The following is a 14,153-nucleotide window of genomic DNA, read 5'->3' on the forward strand; positions in this document are numbered from 1 at the left end:
AGTTGAGGATTTTGGTCGTCCTGGCAGCCAAAATCCTCAACTCCTGCGTATTGCCAAACGGTCCTGCGCCCGTTTTATCTTTCTTGAGGTGAATTGCCGGCGCGGTGCGACGGCGCCGGATGTACCGAATGCTGACCAGGCCCGGCGGCCGCGCATGGGCGCGCACGGCTGTGCGCCCATGCGCGGCCAGCTACCGACGGCCGCGGCGTCGGCTGTCCCGGCTGTCGTTGCCGCTGTCTCCCAGGGTGACCTCGTTTCCGGTCACCAGACCCGCGCGGCGCAGCGCGTCGGCCAGCGCGCCGTCGGTACGCCCGCCGCCGCGCTGACCGCCGCCGCCACGCTGGCCGCCACCGCCACCACCACCGCGCTGGCCGCCACCGTCGCGCTGGCCACCGCCACCGCCGCCACGACGCTGGCCGCCACCGCCACCGCGCCCGCCGGCCGACTCACCCGAGGACCCTCCGGCCGCCTGGCCGCCGTCCCGCCCGGCGCCACCGCGGCCGGCCCCGCCTCGGCCGCCACCGCGACCCGTGCGCCGCTCGCCCTGGCCACCGCCACCGCCACCGCCGGCCTCCGCCGTGCCCGGTGCCGCGTCGTCCAGCCGCAGGGTGAGCGAGATCCGCTTGCGCGGGATGTCGACGTCGAGCACCTTCACCCGCACGATGTCACCGGGCTTGGCGACATCCCGGGGGTCGCTGACGAAGTTCTTCGACATCGCCGAGACATGGACGAGCCCGTCCTGGTGCACGCCGATGTCGATGAAGGCACCGAACGCCGCGACGTTCGTGACGACGCCCTCCAGGACCATGCCGGGCGTCAGGTCGGCGAGCGTCTCCACGCCTTCGGTGAACTCCGCGGTGCGGAACGCCGGCCGCGGGTCACGGCCGGGCTTCTCCAGCTCGGCCAGGATGTCCGTCACGGTCGGCAGACCGACGGCGTCGTCGACGAAGTCCGTCGGCCGCAGCCCGCGCAGGGTCTTCGTGTCACCGATCAGGGCCGCCAGCTCGCCGCCGGCGACGGACAGGATGCGGCGCACGACCGGGTATGACTCCGGGTGCACGCTGGAGCTGTCGAGCGGGTCGTCGCCGCCGCGGATGCGCAGGAAGCCGGCGCACTGCTCGAACGCCTTGGGCCCGAGCCGCGGGACGTCGAGCAGGCCCGTCCTGGACCGGAACGGGCCGTTGGCGTCACGGTGGCGGACGATGTTGTCGGCCAGTCCGCCGCCGATGCCGGAGACGCGGGCCAGCAGCGGCGCCGAGGCGGTGTTGACGTCCACCCCGACCGCGTTCACGCAGTCCTCGACGACCGCGTCCAGCGAGGAGGACAGCCGGGTCTCGGACAGGTCGTGCTGGTACTGACCGACCCCGATCGACTTCGGGTCGATCTTGACGAGCTCGGCCAGCGGGTCCTGCAGCCGGCGCGCGATCGACACCGCACCGCGCAGGGAGACGTCCAGCGCGGGCAGTTCCTGCGAGGCGAAGGCCGACGCCGAGTACACCGACGCACCGGCCTCGGAGACCATGACCTTGGTCAGCTTCAGGTCCGGGTGCCGGCGGATCAGGTCCTCGGCGAGCTTGTCGGTCTCCCGCGACGCGGTGCCGTTGCCGATGGCGACCAGGTCGACGTTGTGATCGGTGGCGAGCCGCGCCAGGGTGGCGATCGACTCGTCCCAGCGGCGGGCCGGCACGTGCGGGTAGATGGTGTCGGTCGCGACGACCTTGCCGGTGGCGTCGACCACCGCCACCTTCACGCCGGTGCGGAAGCCGGGGTCGAGGCCGAGAGTGCGCCGCTCCCCGGCGGGGGCGGCGAGCAGCAGGTCGCGCAGGTTCGCGGCGAAGACCCGCACGGCGGTGTCCTCGGCGGCTGTCCACAGCCGCATCCGCAGGTCCACGCCGAGGTGGACGAGGATCCGCGTCCGCCAGGCCCAGCGGACGCTGTCGAGCAGCCAACGGTCGGCCGGACGGCCCTCGTCGGCGATGTCGAAGCGGTCGGCGATGCGCCGCTCGTAGTCGCTGGGGCCGGCCGCCGCCGGTTCGGCCGGGTCGACGGGCGCGTCCGGCTCCAGGCTGAGGTCGAGCGCCTCCTCCTTCTCACCGCGGAACATCGCGAGGATGCGGTGCGACGGGAGCTTGGTGAAGGGCTCGGCGAAGTCGAAGTAGTCGGCGAACTTGGCGCCGTCGGACTCCTTGCCCTCGCGCACCCGGCTGACGAGGAAACCGCGCGACCACATCCGCTCCCGCAGGTCGCCGATCAGGTCGGCGTCCTCCGCGAAGCGCTCGACCAGGATGGCGCGGGCGCCTTCCAGCGCGGCGGTCTCGTCGGCGACGCCCTTCTCCGCGTCGACGTAGGCCGCGGCGGCCGTACGCGGGTCGAGGGTGCGGTCGGCGAGCAGGGCATCGGCGAGCGGCTCCAGCCCGGCCTCGCGCGCGATCTGCGCCTTCGTGCGGCGCTTCGGCTTGTAGGGGAGGTAGATGTCCTCCAGCCGGGCCTTCGTCTCGGCGGCCATGATCTGCGCCTCGAGCGCGTCGTCAAGCTTGCCCTGACTGCGGATGGAGTCGAGGATCGCCGCCCGGCGCTCCTCGAGCTCCCGCAGGTAGCGCAGCCGCTCCTCCAGCGCGCGCAGCTGCGCGTCGTCGAGGGTGCCGGTCGCCTCCTTGCGGTACCGGGCGATGAACGGCACGGTCGCCCCGCCGTCGAGCAGTTCGATCGCCGAGGCCACCTGCCCCTCGCGTACGCCCAGCTCCGCGGCGATCCGCGCCTGGACAGTCACCGTCTCCGGGAGGGACACCGTCGTCACGATCCGCAACCGCCTTTGCCTGTGTCCTCATCGTCCCCGCCGGTACCTCTCCCGGGGGTTGGTACTCCAGATAATCCCTCTTCACCGATCGCCCGTGGCGGTCGGGGGGAGCACGGTGCCCCGGCGGGACTCGTTGGTGCGGGCACGCGCACATGGTCACGTCTGTACTTTTTGTGCTTATTCGGCGTGCTGGGCGCGCTTCGTCCCCCGGCTCGGGGATGCCACCGCCGGGCAGCCTCGGGCAGCCCCGAGCCGTGGCGCAGGTCTGTGCCCGCACCGGGCCCGCCCTGTGCCCGCCCTGGAAGTGCCCCGCTGTGATCCGGTGGCCTTCCGCGCGGCCACGCCGGGGATGGATACGGACCGTGACCGTGGTCCGCCGGTCGCCCGGTCGCCCGGTCGCCGGCGTTGGCGCGTTGCCGCTGGCCGGGTCAGTGCAGCCTGGCCTCAAGCCCGTCCAGGACGGCGTTGCTCAGCTTGCGGATGCCGATCGGGGCGAAGGTCTTCTCGAAGAAGCCGCCGATGCCGCTCGCGCCATCCCAGGTGGTGTGCGCCGACACCGTGCTGCCGCCCGCCCCGGCGGCCCGGACGGACCACTCGGTGCGCAGTGACGAACGTTGGTCGGCCTCCAGCAGCTTGCCGGCCGACGGGGTGCTGACGAGCGCGTCCACCTCGCGCACCCGCTTGCGGGTCGCGTGCAGCTGGTAGGTGATGCGGGTACCGGCGCCCTCGCCGCCCTCGACCACCCGATAGTCGGTGATCATCTCGGGCCACAGCTGCGGCCGGGTGCCCGCGTAGTCGGACAGCAGGGCCAGCACCCGCTCCGGTGACCCGCCGACGATCCGCTCCACCTCGACACTGATACGTGCCATTCGCCACTCCGTCCGTTCGGCTGGGCCCTGATGGCCGTCCTCCGCGCAATGCCGAGACTATCCCAGGGGCCGCAAATGCGGTGCGCGAGCCCATCGCCGCGGCCGCCGCCGGCGAATTGTGGGAACGCCGCCCGGTCGATAATGTGACCGCGCTGCCCGGCGGCGGGACCCGTCGCGCGCGGTCCGTTTGTGGAGAAGGCAGCACGAAACCTGTGTCGTGCCGGTTGGACGGGGGTCCTGTGCAACATTCTCCGCAGACGTCCAGTAATCCTGGGGAAGAAGCGGCTCCGTCGCGCGGACCGCTGCGCGCGGTCGGTGACACCCTGGTCTTCCTCGCGGGCGCACAGCCGAAATTCCTGCCACCGGCCGACCGGGCCCGGTTCGTCACCGCGGGCGTGCTGATGCTGCTGACCTCGGCACTCGCCACGTATGCCGGCGCGACTGTGGTGTCCGTAGGTTTCGGCACCGGAATGTTCCGCGCGCTTCCCTACGGGCTCTTCTACGCCCTGTTCATATTCTTCATCGACCGCTCCGTCCTGCTGACGCAGTCGTCCTACCGGTATGACGCGGAGGGTGGCGTCAAAACGACCGGACCGGGCTTCTCCGTGATGGTCCGGGTCTTCATCGCGGTGTGCGGGGCAATTATCGTCGGTGAGGCCATACTGCTCCGCATCTTCGAAACCTCGATCGCCACCACCGTCACCGAGATCCAGCAGGAGGAGAACGGTCGGATCATGGCCTCCTGGGATGCGAACCAGGAGGGTGAGCTGGCCGCCCGCACCGCTGATCTGGCCGCGAAGAAAAGGGGGCTGGATGCGGCCAGCTCACTCGTCGAGGCCAAGACCGCGGAGGTGAACTGCCAGCTCACCGGTGGCCCTTCCTGCCTCGTCGGGGCCGGGCCGATCTACCAGATCAAGCTGGCCGAGCTGGCCGCGGCCACCGCCGCCGTCGGTGACGCCACCCGGCTGCGGGACACCGCCCAGCGTGGTCTGGACGAGTTCCGCGCCACCCAGGAGAAGAACCGGACCGCCTTCGCCCGGACCGCCGCCAGCACCAGCGGGGCGGCAAACGACCTGCTCATGCGGGAGAAGGCGTTCTGGAGACTGACCACGCGGGACCGCTCGGTGCTCGCCTGGCGGCTGCTGCTGACCCTGCTGCTGCTCGGAGTGGACCTCGCGCCACTGCTGTCCAAGCGCGGTCTGGACGCGAGCCCGTACCGGCGCCGGGAACGCCTCGCCCGGTGGCGGGACGAGACATCCGCCGAGGTCGAGGCACTGCAGGTGGGTCACAACGCGCGCGAGCGGCGGGATCTCGCGCCCGCGGTGGCGGCCCGGCTCGCGGCCCGATGGGAGGACTACCAGATGCGGCGGGACGGAGTGGAAGGCGCGGTCCGCTGGACGGCCGACACCGCCGACGCACGTCTGGCCGAGGAGGAGATCAGCGCGGATCGGCAGTCGCAGCTGCTGGAGCTGCGTGCCCGGCACGGCATCGTCGCGGTCCCGCGCACACCAGGCCTTCCGACGGCTCAGGTGCCACCGGCCGCGCCACCGTCGGCTCAGGTGCCACCGGCGGCGGCACAACCGAGCCCGACGGCATCGCCGAGGCCACCGGCGGACGCCGCCGAGCACTGACCGTTGCTCACCCGGGGCTAGTTGTGACCGCGCCGGTGGCGGCGGCGTGCGACGACAGCGGTCAGGACGCCGAGCGCGGCCGCGCCGCCAGCCGCGGAGCCGGCGATTCGCGGGTTCTCCCGGGCCCGGTCCCGACCCACCATCGCCAGCGAGGTCGCCTTCGTGCGTCCCGCCGTGCCAGCACCGGCCACCTTGGTCTTCACGCCCTGCGCGGTGCGTCCGGCGACCTTGTGCGGGCGGAGCCGGTCGGACAGCACGTCAAGGTCCTGGCCGAGCTGCGCACGGGTCGCCTCGATCTCAGAACGGATTTCGTCGGGCTTGGTGCTGGTCACGTGCGCCATCCTTTCGACGATGCCGGGTGCCTGCCGTGCCGGATGCCTGCCGTGCCGGGTGCCGGCGCGGGGTGGTCAGTGCCGCGGGGTGGTCAGTGCCGCCGGTTCTGGGCCCAGTGGATGTCCTCGCGCAGCGTCTCCACCGTCTGCTTCGGTGCAGGGTGCACCGCCTTGACCGTCCGGCGGCCCAGCAGTGCCAGTGCGCCCGCCGCGGCGGCCAACACGACGCCCACGATCAGCGCGGCCCATCCCAGGGCCATGACTGAGCCGAGCCCGAACATGACGGCGAGCAGGACGAAGACGAGTGCGAAGAAGCCGGCGCCGCCGGCCGCCGCGAACATGCCGGCACCCTTGCCGGCCTTTGTCGCCTCCTCGCGCAGCTCGGCCTTGGCGAGGGCGACCTCCTGGCGGAACAGCGTCGAGACGTCGCTTGCCACCTCGGCGACGAGATGCCCGGTCGACGCCGGTCGTCGACGTTCGAGGCCGGCACCGGTCGCGCTCCCGGCCTCGGTGCCGACGGCGACGGCCCCAGAGCCGGGGCCGGAGCCGGGGTGAACGGCGGTGCCGGCGCCGACACCGGATGCCGTCGGGGTGGCTGTGGCGGTCCCGTGCGGGCTGGCTCCCCGTGCGACCGTGCTCGCCCGGCGCGCTCCCGTGGCCGCGTTCGCCGGGGGTGAGCCGTCGACCGGCACACGCACGGTGACCTGCGCGTCCGGCGGTATCCCCGTGCGGTCCACGGGGGGTGTGGCCGGTGTCGTCGGCTGGCGGCTGAGTGTGCTGGTCATGCCATCCCCTTCTCAACCGGACCGGAGACCCGCCCTCCGGCGGTGTCCATACGGATCGGTGTAGACCCGGATGCCCGCCGGTCGCCGTATAAACCGTGGTCGGGGGGGACGGATCGGGGCGACGAGGGGGTGGGGAGGCGTCAGTCGGCGCGTTCCTGCGGGGACGAGTGCTCCCAGTCGGCGAGAATGGTGCGAATCCCGGTGACCAGTGACAACGGCTGGTCGAGCATCACGTGGTGCCCGGCGAGCGGAATCTCGATCACTGGCGCGACCCGGCCGAGCAGGTTGTACATCAGGTGGCCGATGTCCGGTGTCACCAGGCCCTTCTCGGCGCGGAACAGCACGACCCGGCAGTGGACCTTGCGCAGGATCTCGGGGGACGGTGTCCGGTTGCCGAACACGTTGGGGTCGAACTTCCAGGCCCAGCCGCCCAACATCGCCCCCATCGAGTTCCGTGCGATGTGATCGATGATGTAGGAAAGGCTGTTCGGCTGTTCGGGAACCGTGCGGAACCGGGCCAGCGCGTCGGCCGCGGTCGCGTAGACCCGAAGGGGGCCGAACGCCGTCCGCTCCCGCGCCGCCCGCTCCTCGGGGGTGGACTCCTTCACCGGCGAGTCGATGACGACGATTCCGGCGACCCGGTCCGGGTACTCCGCCGCGGTGGTGATCGTGACCCAGCCACCCATGCTGTGGCCGATCACGATCGGCGGAGAGGTGATCCCCGCGTGGTCGATCACCGCGATGACCTCGGACGCCCAGGTGCTCAGCGAGTACTCTTCGCGCCGGCCGCTGTCGCCGTGACCGGACAGGTCCAGCGCCAGGACCCGGTACTCGGCCGGGATCAGCGGCGCGATGTGGTCCCACCAGCCGGCGTGGGCCGCCCCGCCGTGCACCAGCACGATCGCGGGCCCGTCGACCGGCCCCCAGCACCGGTAGCTGATGGCCGTCCCGTCGACCTCGGTTTCCAGCCGATCGGGGCGAGTATCGATGGCGGCCTCGAACCAGGCCGGTGCTTCGTCATACATCCATGTCTGCCGTTCGGCTCGTCGTTGTGGTCCTCGGCGACTGCCGCATCCCTGATGAAACACCGTGGACGAGCTCGCGCCGGTGTCTGCCGGTTCGGTGACGGATTCGTCGGATTTCCGACTCACCGGTGGAGACGGAATCGCACCTGCTCCAGAACCCTCCGGAATCGGTCGCATGGTTGCCGCCACGCTGCGTTGGCGCAGCCGTACCGTTCATCGTGGCAGGGCGCGGTAGAAGGCCACATGCCGGGACGCGGCGAGGTCCCAGCTGAAGCGGCTGGCCACCGCCCGGCCGGCGGCGGTCCGGGCGGGATCCGGCAACGTGCCCGGCCACGGCTCGGCCGCGTCGAGAACCCGGTCCAACGCGGCCGCGAAGCCCGTCGGGGACGACGCGAAGGACACGGCGCTCCCGGCCGCGCCGAGCACCTCGCGCAGCACCGGCAGGTCGCGGGTCACGACGGGCACCCCGGCGGCGAGCGCCTCCAACGCGGCGAGCCCGAAGCCCTCCTTCGCGGACGGGAACGCGAACACGCTCGCCGCGGCGACCAGGGCGGGCAGCTCCTCGTCCGGCACCGGCCCGAGCAGGACGGGCTCGATGCCGAGCTCGGCGGCGCGGGCCAGCACATGATCACGGTAGGCACGGTAGTCGAACAGCGTCTCCCCGCCGGCGAGGACCAGCGACACCGGCGTCGAGCGGCCGCGTAGCAGCGCGAACGCCTCGATCAGGTCGGCCGTCCCCTTGCGGGGCTCGATCCCGCCGACGGTGAGGACATACCGGCCGAGCCGGGACTGCCAGCGTTCCCGGGCCGCCCGGGCGGGGCCCTGCGGGGCCGCCGCGGCGGTGAACCGGGCCGCGTCCACGCCGTTCGGGATGACGGTGGCGTTGATGCCCCATCCGGCCGCCAGCTCCGCGGCGACGGCGGTCGAGACGCACACGTGCGCCCGCGGGCGGCGCAGCGCGCGTTCATGGCAGGTGACCAGCTCAGGGGTGGTGAACGTGTCGAGGTGGTGCACCGTGCGGACGCAGTCGGCCACCGCGTTCGCGGAGATGCAGTCCTGGGCATGTACGACGTCGTAGGCCGTGCCGGAACCGGAACCGGAACCGGTGCCGGTGCCGGTGCCGGTGCCGCGGTGCGTGTCGAACGCCTCGCCGAGTACGGCGATCGAGCGCAGGATGCGCTGCCCGACCGACTCGTCGTCCGGGGCATCCGGGAACGGCACCGCACGCACGCGCACGGCGGGGTCGACCGGCCGGAAGAAACCCGTGTCGCCGCCGCGGGCCAGCGTCCACAGGTCGACCTGGTGCCCGGCCCGCGCCAGCGCCTCGGCGAGCGCGAGGGTTGCCACCACCCCGCCGCGTGGCCGGGTCGAGTAGGTCAGCAGTGCCACCGAGAGCGGCCCGGTGCCGCTCGGCCCGTTCCCGCTCGTGGTGGCGCCGCGCTCAGTTCCCACGGGCACGGGCGCCGGCGCCCTCCTGGGCGAGGGCCTCGGTCGCGACTCCCATCAGCTCCCCGTGGCTGGGGCCGGGTACGGGATCCGGCCGCCAGCCCGTCGCCAGGACGTCGCGGACCCGAGCGACGAACGTGCTGTCGGTCAGCACGGCGGACGGCGGCAGCAGCGCGTTCTGCAGGCGGGTGAAGCGGTCCCACACCCAGGGGTCGCGGCGGGCGGCCAGGTACGCCTCACCGTTGGTGACGCCGGCCCCGGCCGCGGCCAGGGCGCCCGCCCCCCACTCGGGTCGCGGTGGCCACGGGGTGTATCCAGTCGGCAGCGCACCATTGGTGGGCGACGGGTGGCCGCCGCTGCGTACGCCCGGATTGTCCGGCCGCCACCGCAGCAGGCGGGCGGCGTCCTGGTGGACGGAGTCCTCGAACCAGGGGGCGAACTCCGTGCGCAGCGACTGGTCGAGGGCGAGCGCCCGGTCGGCCGGGTCGCGGATCGCCCGGACCGTCTCGGCCAGCCGCACGGCGCCCAGCAGCGCGAGCGTCACCCCCCGCGTGTGCGCGGGGTTCGTGATGATCGCCGCGTCGCCGACCGTGAGCAGGCCGAGCACCCCTGGACGCCCGTCCGCCACCAGCGGCCGTAGCCGGTTGCTCAGATGCGACATCGCGGTGACGGGTGAGACCGGCACGACCTGCTCGGCGTCAAGCCATGGCACGAACATCTCGATGGCCCGGGCCGCCGCGTCGAAGGCCGCGCCGTGACGAAGCACCCGGATGTCGCCGTCCTCCGGCAGGACGCCGAAGGTCATCGAGAAGACGTCCCGGTCGGCGGGGAACATCAGGCAGGAGTAGCGGTCGAAGGACGCGCCGGCGGTGTGCCCGCGGTTGAGCGCCACGGCGGGCTCGGGGCCGCGCCGCCGGTAGAAGCGCGAGTAGTAGGCGATGCCGCAGTCGACCTCGGCCGGCGGTGGCAGCTCCGCTCCCGCGTCGACGAGCCAGCGGCGGACCGGCGACAGCCGCCCCGCGGCATCGACGACCAGGTCGGCGGTGCGGCTGCTGCCGTTGGCAAGGCGCACGCCGCGAACCACCAGCGGCGCACCCGCCCCCGACGCGGAACCCGCTCCCGACGCAGACCCCGACCCGTGCGCTTCGGTCAGCAGCCCGGCGACCCGGGCACCGGACCGGATGGTGACACCGGGCTCCCTGCTGACCACCTCCCGCATCACCCAGTCCAGGGTGGCGCGGCGGCACCCGAGCACGACGAGCTCGTCGTCCTCCGGTGGGACGTCGGTCAGCGTCGGCGGGGCATGCTCGCTCAGCCGCGTCTCCCGGACACCCACGGCCCGCAGGCCGTCGAGGATCTCCGGGGCGTGCTCGCGGAGCAGGGACCGGCCACGGGCCAGGAAGGCGTGCGAGTGCCAGGTCTGTGTCGCGCCCGGGCGATGCCAGTCCGCCACGTCCGCGAGGTCGGAAGGCCGGTCGTCGGGGTCGCGATCGAGGACGTCGACGCGCCAGCCGCCGCGGGCCAGCAGCAGGGCGACGGCCAGCCCGGAGGCCCCGGCGCCGATCACGATGGCGCCTGGTATCAGTGCGTCCGGCATCAGCGGGCCACCGCGCCGAAGCGCCGGGGGTCGTACGGGTCACCGGCCAGCAGGCACGGCGGCTGGTAGGTCGCGGCACGCCGGTCGGCCAGCAGGTTCATCCCGCCGCGTGCGCGGCGCAGCGCCTCGGTGACGTCGATGGTCGTGACAGCCTGGCCTTCGGCCGTGCCGGTGGTGGCCAGCACCGAGCCGTCCGGATGGACGACCTTCGCGTTGCCCACGAACCGCAGCGACCCGAAAGCGCCGGTCTGGTTCGACGCCACCCAGACAACCTGGTTCTCCAACGCGCGAACCTGGTCGTAGAGATTGAACCGGTGCAGGGAGCGGTCGTCACCGACCTCCTGGGCCGGCTGGGTGCTGGAGATCGGCCACGCTGACAGACAGGCGATGATCGCCGCGTCGGCGAGGGCGAGGCTCCGCCCGGCTTCCGGGAACGCCTTGTCGTAGCAGATCATCATTCCCATCCGGCCGAGCGGGCTGTCGAAGGCGGTGAAGGAGCGGCCGGCCTCGAACACAAGGCCCTCGCCGAGTGGCTGGTGCACCTTGCGGTGGCGGCCCAGCACGCCGTCACCGTGGACACACACCGCACTGTTGTACCGGTAAGGACCGTCACGCTCCGTGTAGCCGGCGCAGACCACCATATCTTGGGCGAGCGTGACGAGCCTGGCGATTTCCGGTCCGTCCGGATCGAGTGCGGGCGGCCCGCCGTCCAGCGCCAGATCGGTGCCGCTGGGCGGCAACGTGTGCAGGTAGCCGCCGAGTGCGGCCTCGGGCAGGACGAGGAGATCCACGCCGCGCTGCCGGGCCGCGTCGATGTGCGTACCGATTCTCGCGAAGCATTCGTCCAGGTCACGGCCGAACGGCGCGGCGACCGCGGCGATGGTCACCCGGCGGCGGGTGGGCCGCGCCCACCCGCCGCGCGCCTGCGGGCGCCGCGTCGTGCTCACGCGTGGCCCAGCCCCGTCACATGGCCTGACAGCGCCGGGGTGAGGACTCCGTCCGGCCAGCGCAGCGTCACCCCGGAGCCGTTGAGCAGGCGGCCGCAACGCCCCGAGGTCGCCGGGCGGGGCGCCGGCACCGGGCGGTCGTCGACGTCCGCCGTAAGCATGGCGTAACCGGGGAAGCAGGTGAGCCAGTCACCGACAGTCGCCTGCGCCGGCCGGGGAACCGCGGCGACGTCCAGCTCGGCGGCGCAGCCGCTCGCCTCGGCGAGCATGCCGAGCGTGCCGACGATGCCGACCATGCTGACATCCTTGGCGGCGCACGGCCGGTGCCGGCGGGGCAGGTCCAGCATCGCGCGCAGCTCGGCGGTGCGCCGTGTGGACGTCGAGTCCCACTGCCGGCCGGAGTACCCGGCCCGCCAGTCCCCGCCCAGGTCGGCGGTGAGGGTGACCGCGTGCCCGGGCAGGCCCCCGCCGGCGGGGACCGGCTGGTCGGAGCGGCCCAGCGCGGTGACGGACAGTGCCGAGGCCACTCCGAGCTGGGTGTGCCCGCCCAGTATGGGGACGCCGTACCGCTCGGCGGCGGCCCGCAGCCCGCCGATCACCCGGGCCACCCGGGAAGCGGTTGGCCCGGCGACCGCGTCGAGCAGGCCCACCGGCCGCGCGCCCATCGCCGCCAGGTCGTTCAGATTGACCAGCACTCCGCACCAGCCGGCCCAGTACGGGTCACGTTCGACCATGGACGGGATGATCGCGTCGCAGGCGGCGACGACGTCGGTGCCGGGCACCGGCGCGCCGTCGTCGCCGACGAAGCCGGGGCCGCCCGGACGCAGGCCGGCCAGCAGGTTCGCCAACGGTGCCTTGATCGAGGCGGCGACCGCGGCCAGCCGGTTGATCGGCCAGCGCATCAGCACATGGGGGCGGCCCGCGACCGTCGTCGTCCCGGCGATCATCCAGCCGAGGCGGCCGAAGAAGCGGACACGCTCGGGCTGCACCGCCGCGTCGAAGCGCAGCACCCCCTCGTTCTCGGCCCGTGCGCAGGCCGCCCGCACCAGTGCGGCACCGACCCCCGCGTACCGGGCGCGCGCCGCGGCCGCGACGACGAGCCGGCCGCCCTGCCAGGCGCCGATGTCCTCACCGCGCCAGATGGGTGCGAGCCGTACGCCGCCGATGACGACCCCGTCATCCGGGCCGCCGACCACCCGGGCCACCAGGACGATGCTGCGCGGATCGGTGTCGACCTCGTCGAGGTCGCCGGCGACGCCGGCGGGGAAGAGGCCCTGCTCGTCGACGAAGACCTCGCGCCGCAGCCGCGCATAGGCGGTGAAGGTCGCCAGGTCGTCGGCCTGTTCGACGCGGTAGGGCGGCTGTGCGTCCAGCGTGCGCCGGTCGCCCCAGACGGCCAGCGTGTCCACCGTCTCCGCCCGGTTCCGGGATGGAGCGCGATCTCCCGGCAACAGACCGTACATGATCATCCCCCGGCCTGGGGCAGCGCCGAGCACGCCCCGCAGGCCGCGCAGCCGGCGCCCTGATCGGCACCACGCATCCCGGCCGCCGCCAGCGCTGCCGCGACGCGGGCCGTCACGTCCGAGACGAGCTCGGGGTCGGGCGCCTGGGCGCCGTCGCGTGCCGCGAGCGTTCCAGCCAGCGGCCGGAACGGGACGACGAAGGGGTACACGCCCAGCGAGATGAGCCGGCGTGCGCCCTCGACCAGCTCCTGGGGGTCCTCCCCGAGCCCGACCAGCAGATAGGTCGACACCCGGTTCCAGCCGAAGACCCGAACCGCTTCCGCCCAGGCCCGCTCGTATTCCGCGAGGCTGACGGTCGCCTTGCCGGGCGTCCAGCGGCGCCGGACCTCGTCGTCCAGCGACTCGATGTGGATGCCGATCGTGCTCGCCCCGGCGGCGCGCAGCTCACCGAGGACGGCCAGGTCCTCCGGTGGCTCGCACTGCACCTGGACGGGCAGGCCGGGAACGGCGGCCACCACCGCGCGCACACAGTCGGCGAGCAGCTTCGCTCCCCGGTCGGGGCCGGCGGTGCTGCCCGTGGTCATGACCATCTGACGGACACCGTCGAGCGTGACCGCGGCCCGCGCCACCTCGGCGAGCTGCTCCGGGGTCTTGAGCCTCGTCGTCGCGTCGGCGCGCAGTGACTCCTCGATGGCGCAGAAGCGGCAGCGGTCGGGCTCGCGGTACCGGACGCAGGTCTGCAACACGGTGGTGGCCAGGACGTCCGCGCTGTGCAGGCGGGCGAGCCGCGAATACGGCACCCCGTCCGCGGTCGTCAGGTCGTAGAAACGCGGCCGGCGTACCGGTGTGGCTTCGACGCCGAGATCCGTCCCGGCGAACAGGAGCCGGCCGGCGTCGATGGAGTAGGGGCTGGTCGGGACGATGGGCAGGGCCAGGCCTCGGCCCGCGACGACGACGTGGCCGTCGTCGCTCGGCCCGGCACCGCTGCGGCGCTGGACCGGAGCGCTGACACGCACTCCGTGGACGGCGACAGCGCTGCGCACGGCGAGGTCGAAACCCCCGGGAGGCCGGGTGTCCGCCGCCTCGTCCGGCCGGCGATCGGTCGCCAGGCCATGGTTCATCTGTGTCTCCCGTCGGGGATCCGCGCCTGGCCCGTCGGCGCGCGTGGGCATCCAACGGCGGGCCTGGGCGGGAGATCGGGGTGGAGCGGTGAGATCGCGCCCGCGCCGGGCGCATGGTCCGGCGCGGGCGGCGCGGCCTG

At 73.2% G+C, this 14,153-nt stretch carries 11 protein-coding genes; 1 reads left to right on the forward strand and 10 read right to left on the reverse strand.

Going from position 1 to position 14,153, the window contains the following annotated elements:
* Window positions 1–190: 190 nt before the first annotated feature.
* Both AWX74_RS27350 and AWX74_RS27355 read right to left on the reverse strand, forming a co-directional pair.
* On the reverse strand, window positions 191–2,797 hold the full coding sequence (locus tag AWX74_RS27350; RefSeq protein ID WP_165615803.1) for a Tex family protein: 2,607 nt from the start codon (window positions 2,795–2,797) through the stop codon (window positions 191–193).
* 428 nt (window positions 2,798–3,225) lie between these two features.
* Window positions 3,226–3,666 carry an SRPBCC family protein gene (locus tag AWX74_RS27355; protein WP_091282886.1) on the reverse strand — a complete coding sequence of 147 codons (441 nt, stop codon included), beginning with the start codon at window positions 3,664–3,666 and terminating at the stop codon, window positions 3,226–3,228.
* A 239-nt stretch (window positions 3,667–3,905) separates the two neighbouring features.
* Between AWX74_RS27355 and AWX74_RS27360 the strand changes: the two genes are divergently transcribed.
* Complete coding sequence (locus AWX74_RS27360) at window positions 3,906–5,297, forward strand: DUF4407 domain-containing protein (protein ID WP_091282888.1); 1,392 nt, start codon at window positions 3,906–3,908, stop codon at window positions 5,295–5,297.
* Window positions 5,298–5,314: 17 nt separating this feature from the next.
* On the opposite strand, the gene AWX74_RS27365 is transcribed toward AWX74_RS27360, so the two are convergent.
* The 8 genes from AWX74_RS27365 to AWX74_RS27400 all read right to left on the reverse strand — a co-directional run bounded on the left by AWX74_RS27365 (window position 5,315) and on the right by AWX74_RS27400 (window position 14,013).
* Window positions 5,315–5,629: a DUF3618 domain-containing protein gene (locus AWX74_RS27365; protein WP_091282890.1), complete on the reverse strand. Its 315-nt coding sequence runs from the start codon at window positions 5,627–5,629 to the stop codon at window positions 5,315–5,317.
* A 92-nt stretch (window positions 5,630–5,721) separates the two neighbouring features.
* Window positions 5,722–6,414, reverse strand: a complete 693-nt coding sequence (locus AWX74_RS27370; RefSeq protein WP_091282892.1) for a phage holin family protein — start codon at window positions 6,412–6,414, stop codon at window positions 5,722–5,724.
* 140 nt (window positions 6,415–6,554) lie between these two features.
* Window positions 6,555–7,439 carry an alpha/beta fold hydrolase gene (locus tag AWX74_RS27375; protein WP_054568512.1) on the reverse strand — a complete coding sequence of 295 codons (885 nt, stop codon included), beginning with the start codon at window positions 7,437–7,439 and terminating at the stop codon, window positions 6,555–6,557.
* A gap of 213 nt (window positions 7,440–7,652) precedes the next feature.
* Window positions 7,653–8,897: an MSMEG_0565 family glycosyltransferase gene (locus AWX74_RS27380; RefSeq protein WP_091282894.1), complete on the reverse strand. Its 1,245-nt coding sequence runs from the start codon at window positions 8,895–8,897 to the stop codon at window positions 7,653–7,655.
* A complete protein-coding gene (locus AWX74_RS27385) occupies window positions 8,881–10,482 on the reverse strand; it encodes an FAD-dependent oxidoreductase (protein WP_226931118.1) in 1,602 nt (533 codons plus the stop codon). The genes AWX74_RS27380 and AWX74_RS27385 overlap by 17 nt, the downstream gene beginning before the upstream one ends.
* A complete protein-coding gene (locus AWX74_RS27390) occupies window positions 10,482–11,429 on the reverse strand; it encodes a carbon-nitrogen hydrolase family protein (protein WP_091282896.1) in 948 nt (315 codons plus the stop codon). The genes AWX74_RS27385 and AWX74_RS27390 overlap by 1 nt, the downstream gene beginning before the upstream one ends.
* Window positions 11,426–12,838, reverse strand: coding sequence for an MSMEG_0567/sll0787 family protein (locus AWX74_RS27395; RefSeq protein ID WP_341271980.1), 1,413 nt, complete (start codon window positions 12,836–12,838; stop codon window positions 11,426–11,428). The genes AWX74_RS27390 and AWX74_RS27395 overlap by 4 nt, the downstream gene beginning before the upstream one ends.
* 56 nt (window positions 12,839–12,894) lie before the next feature.
* Window positions 12,895–14,013: an MSMEG_0568 family radical SAM protein gene (locus AWX74_RS27400; RefSeq protein WP_091282898.1), complete on the reverse strand. Its 1,119-nt coding sequence runs from the start codon at window positions 14,011–14,013 to the stop codon at window positions 12,895–12,897.
* Window positions 14,014–14,153 lie beyond the last annotated feature (140 nt).

Source organism: Parafrankia irregularis (genome assembly GCF_001536285.1).
In the GTDB taxonomy this organism is placed as follows: Bacteria; Actinomycetota; Actinomycetes; order Frankiales; family Frankiaceae; genus Parafrankia; species Parafrankia irregularis.

What these genes read in the sequence shown, in the direction of transcription:
- AWX74_RS27355 (WP_091282886.1), bottom strand. Translation starts at nt 3,666, where the DNA reads ATGGCACGTATCAGTGTCGAGGTGGAGCGGATCGTCGGCGGGTCACCG.
- AWX74_RS27370 (WP_091282892.1), bottom strand. Translation starts at nt 6,414, where the DNA reads ATGACCAGCACACTCAGCCGCCAGCCGACGACACCGGCCACACCCCCC.
- AWX74_RS27375 (WP_054568512.1), bottom strand. Translation starts at nt 7,439, where the DNA reads ATGTATGACGAAGCACCGGCCTGGTTCGAGGCCGCCATCGATACTCGC.
- AWX74_RS27385 (WP_226931118.1), bottom strand. Translation starts at nt 10,482, where the DNA reads ATGCCGGACGCACTGATACCAGGCGCCATCGTGATCGGCGCCGGGGCC.
- AWX74_RS27400 (WP_091282898.1), bottom strand. Translation starts at nt 14,013, where the DNA reads ATGAACCATGGCCTGGCGACCGATCGCCGGCCGGACGAGGCGGCGGAC.